Source organism: Streptomyces sp. NPDC127119, from assembly GCF_042677425.1.
GTDB lineage: Bacteria > Actinomycetota > Actinomycetes > Streptomycetales > Streptomycetaceae > Streptomyces.
On record NZ_JBHXTO010000099.1, the window covers coordinates 24,864 to 35,748 of the forward strand.

A 10,885-nucleotide genomic window follows, 5' to 3' on the forward strand; every position below is an offset into this window, starting at 1 on the left:
TCATGGTTCGTCCTTCTCCATGGTGCCCCCGTCCCTGCGAATTGCAGTGCAGACGACGAAATGAGTGCCGGAGGCCCAGGCGCTGTTGCCCACCCAGGCCGAGCCCGTATAGACGTTCGGGTCATAGCCGTAGTCGTTGGGCGGCACCTCCTCCCGGCAGACCGTGGTCGCCCGCCTCTTGGCCTGCGCGAGGGTCGTGTCCGGGCTCATCCGGTGGAAGTCGAGTACCTGCTCCCTGTGCGGCCCCCGGCACGAGACGAGTTCGGCGACGTTGTCGTTGACCCGGTTCAGGCAGTCCCGCTTCTGCATGGTGGCCGTGTCCCTGAACCGCATACCTGCGGGGCGACGGTTCCCGATCGGCCCGAACAGCGGTTTGCCACGCGCGTCGAGCACCAGACAGGCCACGCGGTGGTCAGCCCTCTCGAAGCCGTCGGAGGTCGGCACGGCGGCGTACGAGCGGACGTCCGCGAGCTTCTTCCGGATCTCCTCGGTGCGCTGCTCGCACCGGGTGGCGCCGGCCGAGCGGGCGTCCTGGGCGGACGCCGTCTCGAACACGGCCATCACCTGCCCGTACGTCTCCTCGCTGAGGCACTTCACGACCCGCAGTTCCGGGTCCCCGACGAAGGGGGTGCTCGTCCACCGCGTCGCGACGCAGTTCCCGTCGACGAGCGGCTTCGACAGCCCGATCGCGTCCCCGTACGGCTTGGCGTCACCGTCCCCCGGCAGGTTCGCCATGGCGTACCAGGCCCCGCCGCCCGCCAGGGCCAGCCCCAGCGCGGTCGCCAGTACGGCCGTCCGGGCGCGGTTGCGTGGCCGGCGGCGCCGCCCGGGGGCCGCCGGGGGAGGGCCGAAGCCCTGCCCACCGGACCACGGGCCCTGACCCTGCTGCCCCGAGGGCCAGGCGTGGGGGGCCTCCTGGCGGGGAGGCAGTGAGGACGACTGCTGCGCGGCGGACGGCGCGTACCACTGCGGGCCGCCTCCGTGGCTCTGCGGGGGCTGGGGCGCGGGGGGAGTGCGGGGTGCGGCCGTATGGGTGATCCCGCCCGCCCACGGAGGCTCCGAGCCGGGGTCGAGCTGGGTCCGTGGATGCGGCTGGGGCGTCAGGATCGCGGACAGCGCGGCCTCGGTCTCCGCCGCGGTGATCCGGCGGACCGGGTCCTTGGTGAGCATCGCCGCCAGCAGCGGCTCCAGGGCGCCGGCGTGCAGCACAGGCCGCGGCTCCTCCAGGACGACGGCGGTGAGCGCCGCGAGGCCCGACTCACGGTCGAAGGGCCCGTACCCCTCGACGGCGTAGTAGAGCGTGCAGCCCAGCGAGAACAGGTCCGCGGCGGCGGTGGGCGGCCCGCCCTGGGCCCGCTCGGGCGCCAGATAGCCGGCGGTGCCCACCAGCGCGGAGGTCAGCGTGTAGCGGGTCTCGTCGCCGTCGGGCTGCACGGAGATGCCGTAGTCGGTGAGCAGGACACGGGCGTACGGCGATCCGGTGCGGTCCGGGGCCAGGAGGATGTTGGCGGGCTTCACGTCCCGGTGCATGACCCCGCGCTCGTGCCCGGCCGTCAGCGCGTCCAGCACGGCGAGCCCGATCCGCGCGCACTCGGCGGGGGCCACGGCCCCGCGCCGGTCGACCAGGGCGCTCAGGTCCAGCGCCCCGGCCACGTACTCCATCACGATCCAGGGCAGGCCCTCGTGCTCCAGGACGTCGTGCACGGTCACGACGTGCGGGTGGCCGCGCAGACCCGCCGCGTGCCGGGCCTCGGCACGGGCCCTGGCCACCCGGGCCGAGCGGTCGTGGTCCGCCTCGCCCGGGTCGCGGAACACGATCTCCTTGAGCGCGACCTCGCAGGCCAGCCTCTGGTCGTACGCGAGCCAGACATGGCCCATGCCGCCACTGCCCAGCCGGTTCAGCAGGAGGTAGCGGCCGGCGATGACCCGGCCGACTCCCGACTGCGGTGATCCTGATGCCATCCGGTCACTCCCGGGGTTCTGCTCCTGGTGGGCCTACGCCGGGCCCTGGGCCGCCTCGCCTGAGCCCGGCCCACCGGACGGGGCGGGTCCGCTCGACTCCGGCTCGCTCGCCGGTTCGCTGAGCGTGGGCTCCGTGGAGGTGGGGCCGGTGGACGGAGGGTCCGCGGACGTGGGACCGACCGTGGGCGGCGTACTGGTCACGGTCGGGGCCGAGGTCGACGAGGGCGGCGGCGGTGGCTCCTCGACCGGCGTGGAACGAGTCACGGAGGGTGTGCCGCCCGCGGGTGAGGACGCCGTCCCGCCACCGGGCGTCGACCGGGACCCGGACGGTGTCCCGCCGCCGGGCGACGTCGAACCCGTCCCCGACGAGGTTCCGCCACCGGGCTCGGACTCCTTGCCCGACGGGGTCCCCTCGCCGGGAGCCGACCCGGTGCCCTTGCCCGACGGCGGGGCCGACCGGTCCGGCGGCGACTTCGGCCCGTCCGACTCGGTCGGTGACGCCGGGACGGGCGTTCCGTCGGAGTTCGCGTCCACGCTCAGTGCCACGGCCTCCCCGAACGCCAGCGGCGTCCCGGGCCCGGGCGTGGAGCCGGTCACCGCCGCGTCACCCGGTGGGAGTTCGTCCCCGTCGTACGCCACCGCCAGCCCCAGCCGGGCCAGCTCCTGACCGGCTTGGTCGAAGGTCATGCCCACCACGCCGGGAACCTTGTGCTCCCGCGTCGCGTCGAACGTGCTGTCCTCCTCGCCCGTGGTGCCGACGGGCCGGTTGATGGCCGTGCCGGGATCGTCCACATCGAGGAGGGCGATCCGCTTCAGCGGCTGCGGCGAGGGCTTGACGGTCACCACGTCGGACTTCTCGTAGCCCGCCCATTTCTTGTTGCCGTCCGCGAACGTGACCGAGATCTTCTCGGGATCCTTGTCGAAGGCCTTCAGTGGATTTCCGCAGGAGCACTTCACGGCGGGAAGTCCCTGGTCGTTCACCAGAACCGCGACCCCCGCCTCGAGCAGCGAGTCGTAGGGGACCGCTTTGCCTTTCTTGTAGTCATGGTTCTTCACGAGGGTGTCGTGACGCAGCAGGACCGGTGTGAGGTCGTCTAGGTACTCCTCGATCCGATCAGGGGTAATGCCCACGATCCGCGCCCATTCCCGGGCTTTTTGTCGATTCTCGGGATCGGTGAGGAAATCCTTGAGCCGCTCGATGTCACACACCTGCTGGTCGCGTGTGCCCCCGTACAGACCAGGGGTGTTGCCCTGCTGCAGACCGCTGTGCGCCTCCTGCGGCGCGAGTCCCTTGCGGTCCTTGCCCAGCGATCCGTCCTCTTCGAAGAAAGGTGCGAGTGACGGTATTCCGGCTGCGACCGCCCGGACCGCGAACAGCCGCTGTTCGGTGCATCCGCTGAGGATCAGCACAGCGGCCAGTAGCACGGCGAGCCTTCGGACCACCGTTTTCCCGGTGCTCAGCAAGCATGCGTGAATTGTCATGACCGCTCCCCCCGGCGGCGGTTCCCCCGAACCCTGCAGAACGGAAGCAGGGCGTCACGCGCCATGCTACTGAATGGAAAAGCCTTTCAGTCAAGGGGAATTGGCAAAGTGCGCGGAGTGGCCGAAAGGCAGAAAGAGGTGGGAACGAAGTCAGTGACCGCGTGCGTCCAGCGAGGCCAGATAGGCGTTGTACGCCTCGAGTTCCTTGTCCCCGTCACGGTCCGCGGCCCGGTCCGAACGCCGCGCCTGCCGCTGCTCGGAGCGGTACCACTGGAAGAGCAGGGCCAGCAGCACGAGCACGGACGGGATCTCGCTGAACGCCCAGGCGATGCCGCCCGCCGCGGTCTGGTCGGAGAGCGCGTCGATGCCCAGCGAGGCCGCCGGGTTCTTGTACGTCTCCACCATCGGCTCGGACGCCATCATCAACGCGATACCGAAGAACGCGTGGAACGGCATCCCGGCGAACAGCTCCAGCATCCGCATCAGATGGCCGGGCCGGTGCGGGCCGGGGTCGACGCCCATGATCGGCCAGAAGAACACCAGGCCGACGGCGAGGAAGTGGCACATCATCGCGACGTGCCCGGTCTTCGACCCCATCAGGAAGTCGAAGATCGGCGAGAAGTACAGCGCGTACAGGCTGGCGATGAACAGCGGGATCGTGAACGCGGGATGCGTGACGACCCGCATGAACCTGCTGTGCAGCAGCATCAGGAGCAGCTCGCGCGGTCCCTTGCGGCCGCGACCCGCGGTCGGCAGCGCGCGCAGCGCGAGGGTGATGGGCGCGCCGAGCAGGATCAGGATCGGCGACAGCATGCTGATCACCATGTGCTGCACCATGTGCACGCTGAACATGACCATGCCGTAGTCGTTCAGCCCGGTGCACAGGACGAGCATGACGGTCAGGACACCGACGACGAACGCCACGGTCCGCCCGACCGGCCACGCGTCACCGCGCCGGACCAGCCGCGTCACACCCCACCCGTACAGCGCGAGCCCCACGAGGCAGGCGACGAGGAAGAACGGGTCCGGGGACCATTCGAGCCCCCGCCCCAGCGTGAACGGCGGCAGATCCATGGACGTGCCGTGCCCGCTGTGATCCATCCGCCGGCTCCTGTTTCGTACGGGTTGCGCGCTGTCTGTCCCCCACAGACTAGAACCGCCCCCGGTCGGGCCTACGACCGGGGGCGGGTTCGTTTTCAGGGGCGCGGGGCTGTGTCGATATGCGGCTCCGCCGCGTGGGCGCGCTCAGCCACGTGCGACCCGCAGCCTACGAACCACCCGCGCCCCCGCAGCTCTCCCGGCTGCGCGTCAGAGCACGGTCTCCGCTTCCGCGTACCGCGAATCCGGCACGGTCTTCAGCGTCTCGACCGCCTCCGCGAGCGACACCATCACGATGTCGGTGCCGCGCAGAGCGGTCATGTGCCCGAACTCACCCCGGTGCACGGCCTCCACCGCGTGCCACCCGAACCGCGTGGCGAGCACCCGGTCGTACGCGGTCGGCGTCCCCCCGCGCTGGACGTGCCCGAGGATCACCGGCCGGGCCTCCTTGCCGAGGCGCTCCTCCAGCTCGATGGAGAGCTGCCGGGCGATGCCCGCGAACCGCTCGTGCCCGTAGACGTCCTTGCGGCCCTCGTCGTAGGTCATCGTGCCCTCGCGGGGCTTCGCACCCTCCGCGGCGACGACGATGGCGAACTTCTTGCCCATGGAGAAGCGTTCGCCGACCTTGGCGGCCAACTCCGCGATGTCGAAGGGCCGTTCCGGCACGACGATCGCGTGGGCGCCCGCGGCCATCCCGGAGTGCAGCGCGATCCAGCCGGTGTTGCGGCCCATGACCTCGACGATCAGGACGCGCTGATGGGACTCGGCGGTGGTCTTCAGCCGGTCCAGGGCCTCGGTCGCGACCCCCACGGCCGTGTCGAAGCCGAAGGTGACGTCCGTGACGGCGATGTCGTTGTCGATGGTCTTCGGCACGCCGACGATCGGCAGACCGCTGTCCGACAGGAGGCGGGCGGCCTTCAGCGTGCCCTCGCCGCCGATCGGGATGATCGCGTCGAGCCCCAGCTCCTCGACATGGCCCCTGGCCCGCTCCACACCGTCGCGCAGATGCGCGGGCTGGACCCGGGAGGAGCCGAGGATCGTGCCGCCGCGAGCCAGGATGCCGCTCACCGCGTCGAGGTCGAGCTTGAGGTAGTCGCCTTCCAGCAGGCCCTTCCACCCGTCCCGGAAGCCGATGACCTCGTCGCCGTGGTCGACGACGGCGCGGTGTACGACGGACCGGATGACGGCGTTCAGACCGGGGCAGTCGCCACCGGACGTGAGGACACCAATACGCATAGTCCGGAATACCTTCTCAACGTGGACCGGGAACCGGACCACGCTGTCCGGCAGGACGCCGCCACCCTACCGGCGGCAGGGGGCGGCTCCGCACTGTGCGTCCGCCTGCTGGACGTGCCCGCTCACCTGTGCGGGCACGTCACCGGATGGGCTGTCCCGGCAGGGTCAGGCAGGCTGCTGAGCAGCCGAGATGCGCTCGGAGCGCAGCGCCTCGTACCACCGGTCGTCGATCGGCGGCAGCGCGTTCACATCGAGCGCCAGCTTGAGCAGCAGATCCGCGATCAGCGGGTTACGGGCGAGCACGGGCCCGTGCATGTACGTCCCGAAGACCGTGTCGTTGTACGCGCCCTCCGTGCCGTCGCCCGTCCCGTTGCCCTTGCCCAGGCGCACGTTCGCGAAGGGGCGGGCGGTGGGGCCCAGGTGCGTGATGCCCTGGTGGTTCTCGAAGCCGGTCAGCGGCGGCAGACCGAGGCGCGCGTCGATGTCGCCCAGCACGTCACCGACGCACCGCTCGCCCTCGCCGCGGGTGGAGTGCACGTCGAGCAGACCGAGGCCCGGCTCGCGCTGGCCCAGGTCGTTGATGAACTCGTGGCCGAGGATCTGGTAGCCCGCGCACACCGAGAACACGATCGCGCCGTTGCCGACCGCGCGGTGCAGACCGCCGTCGCGGCGCAGCCGCTCGGCCGCGAGCCGCTGCGGCCGGTCCTCGCCGCCACCGATGAGGTAGATGTCGCCGGAGGTGGGGATCGGCTGGTCGCTGCGTACGTCGAGACGGGCCACGTCCAGCCCGCGCTGGCGGGCCCGGCGCTCGACGACGAGCGCGTTGCCCTGGTCGCCGTACGTGCTCAGCAGGTCCGGGTAGATCCACACCAGCCGAAGGCTGTTGTCACTCATTCTCTTCGTCCTCCGGGGTTCAGTTGCCGACACGACGCCGCAGATCCTGGAAAGCGGTGTAGTTCGCGATGACCTCGATACGGCCGGGCGGCGCCTGCTGCACGGCCTGGTCGAGGTTCTCGCAGACCTGGAACTGCTGGTTCGCGACCTCCAGACGAACGGCGAGGTCCAGCTTGCGGTCGCCCAGAACGAAGATCGGGTGACCGGTGAGCCGGGTGTAGTCGACGTCCCACAGCCAGGAGGTGTCGGTGCCGTCGGCGCCGCGCGCGTTCACCGACAGGATCACCGGGGTCGGCGGCGGGTCGATCAGGGAGAACGTCTCCAGCCAGCCCGCCGGGTTCTTGGCGAGCAGCAGGCGCAGGTCGCGCTGCATGAACTGCACGACGTCGTAGCGTCCGGCCACGGCCTGCACCTGGTACATGCGTTCCAGGGCGACCTGCGGCGGTACGCCGAAGACGGCGGCGACGGCGGCCGACGAGGCGGCGTTCGCCTTGTTGGCGCGGCCCGGCAGCTGGAGGTGGATCGGCCAGGCCGAACCGTGCGGGTCCAGGACGTGGTCCCCGGAGAGCGCCCAGCTGGGCGTGGGACGGCGGAAACCGCAGTCGCCGCAGAACCAGTCGTCGCCGGGGCGCTGCATCACGCCGCCGCACGACGGGCAGGACCAGGCGTCGTCCTTCCACATCTGACCGGCGGCCACCCACACCACGTTCGGCGAGGAGGACGCGGCCCAGACGACCAGCGGGTCGTCGGCGTTGGCGACCACGACCGCCTTGGAGCCCGCCAGGCCCTCACGCCAGTGCTCGGCCATCATGCGGGTCTCGGCCGCGCGGTCGAGCTGGTCGCGCGAGAGGTTGAGCAGGGCGATGCACTTGGGATCCGTGTCCCGCGCCACCCCGGACAGATACTTCTCGTCGACCTCGATGACGGCGAACCGTGAGTCGGAACCGCCTGCCAGCGCCGAGGTGATGCCCGCGGGCATGTTCGCGCCCAGCGCGTTCGAGACGACGGGACCCGCCGCCCGCAGCGCCTCGGCGATCAGCCGCGTCGTGGTGGTCTTGCCGTTCGTCGCCGACACCAGGATCACGTCCAGGTGCTGGGCGAGCCTCGCCAGCAGGTCGGGGTCGAGTTTGAGCGCGACCCGGCCGCCGATCACCGATCCGCTGCCACGGCCCGCGGCACGTGATGCCGCCGCGACCGCTTTGCCCGCTGTCACGGCGAGCTTGGCCCGCGGCGACAGCGGGTCCGAGTTGCCTGCCATCAGTTCCCGATCCTCCTTGCGTACGGCGCCGCGCACTGCCCCCGGCAACGTCTGGCCCTCAGCCTATCGAGATCCACTCGCAGGCCCGAACCGCGGCACCACTCCGACGCCCGCGCGCCAGTGAGGACCGTACCCTTGCCGCCATGCGACACGGCTCGATCCCCGGCGCCCGAGGGCGCGTCCTTCCTCTGTCTTTGCTCGGCGACCCCGTGTTGCACACACGGTGTGAAGAAGTTGAGGAGTTCGGTCCCCAACTGGCCCGGCTCGTCGAGGACATGTTCGCGACGATGTACGCGGCCGAGGGGGTGGGGCTCGCCGCCAACCAGGTCGGGAAGTCGTTGCGGGTCTTCGTATACGACTGTCCCGATGACGACGACGTGCGGCATGTGGGGCATGTGGTGAACCCGCGGCTGGTCGAGGCGGACGGGGTGGTGCTGCGGGGGCCCGAGGGGTGTCTGTCGCTGCCGGGGCTCGAGGCGGGTACCGAGCGGTACGACCATGCCGTGGTGGAGGGGGTGTCCCTGGACGGGGCGCCCATGCGGGTGCATGGGAGTGGGTGGTTCGCTCGGTGCCTTCAGCATGAGTGCGATCACCTTGACGGTGGGTTGTATGTGGATCGGGTCACGGGGTGGCGACGACGGAAGGTGCTTTGGCAAGCGGGGCGCGCCGCTTGGGGTGGCTGAGGGTTCGTTGTCGGGTGCGGGACGGTGGGGGCTGGTCGCGCAGTTCCCCGCGCCCCTTAGGGGCCTGGGCGGAGCCCCGCTTTTAGGGGCGCGGGGAACTGCGCGGGCAACCCCCACCGTCCCGCACCCCTGAACGGCCCGCGGCCCCCGAAAAATGAACGTCGGTCAGAAACCCGGACCGCCGGCCTTGTCGCCTGCCGCTGCCAGGCGGCCCCAGAGAAGGTCGGCGAGGGCCTGGACCAGTTCGGCGCGGGCGCACGGGCGTTCGCCGAGCCACCAGTCGCCGGCCGCGTGCATCATGCCGACGATGCCGTGGCCCCAGACGCGGGCCAACTGCTGGCTGTTCGGGCCGAGATCGACGCGCTCCTCGATGACGTCGGCCAACTCCTCGCCCATGCGGCGCAGGAGGGGGAACGAGTACGCGCCCATGTCGAAGCCCTGGTCGTTCTGCGGGCCGCCCTCGGAGGGGTGCATCAGGAAGCGGTACACCTGGGGGCGGGCCTCGATCGCCGCGAGGTAGGTGTCGAGCGTGGCCTCCACGCGCTCCCGGCGCTCGGCGGGTGCGTCGAGCGCGGCGCGCAGCGCTCCGAGGAGGGCGTCCGTGTGACGCTTGGCGAGGGCCGCGTAGAGTCCGCCCTTGTCGCCGAAGTGGCGGTACAGGATCGGCTTGGTGATGCCCGCCTCCGCCGCGATGGCGTTCATGGAGGCGCCCGGGCCGTCGCGGAGCACCACCCGGTCGGCGGCCTCCAACAGCTCGCGCCGTCGGCGGTCGGCGGACCTCTGCTGATCGGTCCGCTGCGTGGTGTCCATGATCTCTCCCCACCCGTGCTGATTCGGTGACGCCTGCGCAACGTAACACCATGCGCAGGCCCTGCCTCGAACGGGCTGCCGACCTGGAACGGGGAGTTGACTTTTACTACCGACCAGTAACAGGCTACCGTTACCGCAAGTAACACGTGAGTGCAGCGCTGGAGGGGACATGGCCGAGTTCACCATGGAGCTCAACGACGAACAGAAGGAGGTGCGGGACTGGATCCACGGCTTCGCCGCCGACGTGATCCGCCCCGCGGCCGCCGAATGGGACGAGCGGGAAGAGACTCCCTGGCCGGTCATCCAGGAAGCCGCGAAGGTCGGCATCTACTCCCTGGACTTCTACGCCCAGCAGTACTTCGACCCCACCGGCCTCGGCATCCCCATGGCCATGGAGGAACTGTTCTGGGGCGACGCGGGCATCGCCCTGTCGATCGTCGGCACCGGCCTCGCCGCCGTGGGCGTCCTCGCCAACGGCACCGAGGAACAGATCGGCACCTGGATCCCCCAGATGTACGGCGACGCCAACGACGTCAAGGTCGCCGCCTTCTGCTCCTCCGAGCCCGACGCCGGCTCCGACGTCGCCTCGATGCGTACGCGGGCCGTGTACGACGAGGCCAAGGACGAGTGGGTCCTCAACGGTACGAAGACCTGGGCGACCAACGGCGGCATCGCCAACGTGCACGTGGTCGTCGCCGTCGTGGACTCCGAGCTGGGCTCCAAGGGCCACGCGTCCTTCATCGTCCCGCTGGGCACGCCCGGTCTGTCGCAGGGACAGAAGTTCAAGAAGCACGGCATCCGCGCCTCGCACACCGCCGAGGTCGTCCTGGAGAACGTCCGCGTGCCCGGCTCCTGCCTGCTCGGCGGCAAGGAGAAGCTCGACGAGCGCCTCGCCCGGGCCCGTGAGCGGGCGAAGGCGGGGGGCGGCGAGCGCCTGAAGAACGCGGCGATGGCCACGTTCGAGGCCTCCCGCCCGGCGGTCGGCGCCATGGCGGTCGGCACCGCGCGGGCCGCGTACGAGGTGGCCCTCGACTACGCGAAGACGCGCGAGCAGTTCGGGCGGCCGATCATCGACAACCAGGGTGTGGCCTTCCAGCTCGCCGACATGCGTACGTCGATCGACGCGGCGCGGCTGCTGGTGTGGCGGGCGTCCTGGATGGCGGTGAGCGGGAAGCAGTTCACGTCCGCCGAGGGGTCGATGTCGAAGCTGTTCGCCAGCGAGACGGCGAAGAAGGTGACCGGGCAGGCGATCCAGATCCTCGGCGGGAACGGGTACACGCGGGAGTATCCGGTCGAGCGGATGCACCGGGATGCGGCGATCTACACGATCTTCGAGGGCACGAGTGAGATTCAGCGGCTGGTGATCGCCCGCACGCTGTCCGGCATGCCGATCCGGTGATTCGTCGGGTGCGGCGCCGTCGTGGCCGGTCGCGCAGTTCCCCGCGCCCCTAGGTATCTAGGC

The 10,885-nt window shown here is 70.7% G+C and carries 9 protein-coding genes; 2 read left to right on the plus strand and 7 right to left on the minus strand.

The features are described 5' to 3' along the window. The 6 genes from ACFVH5_RS31515 to ACFVH5_RS31540 form a co-directional block, all read right to left on the minus strand. Positions 1 to 1,962 carry a protein kinase gene (locus tag ACFVH5_RS31515; protein ID WP_385837117.1) on the minus strand — a complete coding sequence of 654 codons (1,962 nt, stop codon included), beginning with the start codon at positions 1,960 to 1,962 and terminating at the stop codon, positions 1 to 3. 33 nt (positions 1,963 to 1,995) lie between these two features. Next, positions 1,996 to 3,444 (minus strand): DUF6777 domain-containing protein, encoded by a 1,449-nt coding sequence (locus tag ACFVH5_RS31520; RefSeq protein ID WP_385837118.1) that lies wholly within the window; start codon positions 3,442 to 3,444, stop codon positions 1,996 to 1,998. A gap of 150 nt (positions 3,445 to 3,594) precedes the next feature. After that, positions 3,595 to 4,545, minus strand: coding sequence for a cytochrome c oxidase assembly protein (locus tag ACFVH5_RS31525; RefSeq protein WP_385837120.1), 951 nt, complete (start codon positions 4,543 to 4,545; stop codon positions 3,595 to 3,597). Positions 4,546 to 4,752: 207 nt separating this feature from the next. Next, positions 4,753 to 5,778 carry a 6-phosphofructokinase gene (locus tag ACFVH5_RS31530; protein ID WP_384808981.1) on the minus strand — a complete coding sequence of 342 codons (1,026 nt, stop codon included), beginning with the start codon at positions 5,776 to 5,778 and terminating at the stop codon, positions 4,753 to 4,755. 165 nt (positions 5,779 to 5,943) lie between these two features. Beyond that, positions 5,944 to 6,672 (minus strand): type 1 glutamine amidotransferase, encoded by a 729-nt coding sequence (locus tag ACFVH5_RS31535; protein ID WP_189774306.1) that lies wholly within the window; start codon positions 6,670 to 6,672, stop codon positions 5,944 to 5,946. Positions 6,673 to 6,691: 19 nt separating this feature from the next. Further along, the gene (locus tag ACFVH5_RS31540; protein WP_107018927.1) at positions 6,692 to 7,930 is read right to left on the minus strand and encodes a MurT ligase domain-containing protein; all 1,239 of its coding nucleotides are present in this window, start codon (positions 7,928 to 7,930) and stop codon (positions 6,692 to 6,694) included. A gap of 143 nt (positions 7,931 to 8,073) precedes the next feature. Here ACFVH5_RS31540 and def point away from each other — a divergent pair, with 143 nt between their 5' ends. Then, the gene (def, locus tag ACFVH5_RS31545; RefSeq protein ID WP_385837121.1) at positions 8,074 to 8,613 is read left to right on the plus strand and encodes a peptide deformylase; all 540 of its coding nucleotides are present in this window, start codon (positions 8,074 to 8,076) and stop codon (positions 8,611 to 8,613) included. A 165-nt stretch (positions 8,614 to 8,778) separates the two neighbouring features. On the opposite strand, the gene ACFVH5_RS31550 is transcribed toward def, so the two are convergent. After that, positions 8,779 to 9,423, minus strand: coding sequence for a TetR family transcriptional regulator (locus tag ACFVH5_RS31550; protein WP_107018807.1), 645 nt, complete (start codon positions 9,421 to 9,423; stop codon positions 8,779 to 8,781). A 169-nt stretch (positions 9,424 to 9,592) separates the two neighbouring features. On the opposite strand from ACFVH5_RS31550, the gene ACFVH5_RS31555 reads away from it, so the two are divergent. Continuing rightward, on the plus strand, positions 9,593 to 10,822 hold the full coding sequence (locus ACFVH5_RS31555) for an acyl-CoA dehydrogenase family protein (RefSeq protein WP_107018808.1): 1,230 nt from the start codon (positions 9,593 to 9,595) through the stop codon (positions 10,820 to 10,822). The last annotated feature ends 63 nt before the right edge of the window (positions 10,823 to 10,885 follow it).

Coding starts and splice junctions, on each gene's coding strand:
- ACFVH5_RS31540 (WP_107018927.1), bottom strand. CDS start 7,930: ATGGCAGGCAACTCGGACCCGCTGTCGCCGCGGGCCAAGCTCGCCGTG.
- ACFVH5_RS31550 (WP_107018807.1), bottom strand. CDS start 9,423: ATGGACACCACGCAGCGGACCGATCAGCAGAGGTCCGCCGACCGCCGA.
- def (WP_385837121.1), top strand. CDS start 8,074: ATGCGACACGGCTCGATCCCCGGCGCCCGAGGGCGCGTCCTTCCTCTG.
- ACFVH5_RS31535 (WP_189774306.1), bottom strand. CDS start 6,672: ATGAGTGACAACAGCCTTCGGCTGGTGTGGATCTACCCGGACCTGCTG.
- ACFVH5_RS31555 (WP_107018808.1), top strand. CDS start 9,593: ATGGCCGAGTTCACCATGGAGCTCAACGACGAACAGAAGGAGGTGCGG.
- ACFVH5_RS31515 (WP_385837117.1), bottom strand. CDS start 1,962: ATGGCATCAGGATCACCGCAGTCGGGAGTCGGCCGGGTCATCGCCGGC.
- ACFVH5_RS31525 (WP_385837120.1), bottom strand. CDS start 4,545: ATGGATCACAGCGGGCACGGCACGTCCATGGATCTGCCGCCGTTCACG.
- ACFVH5_RS31520 (WP_385837118.1), bottom strand. CDS start 3,444: ATGACAATTCACGCATGCTTGCTGAGCACCGGGAAAACGGTGGTCCGA.
- ACFVH5_RS31530 (WP_384808981.1), bottom strand. CDS start 5,778: ATGCGTATTGGTGTCCTCACGTCCGGTGGCGACTGCCCCGGTCTGAAC.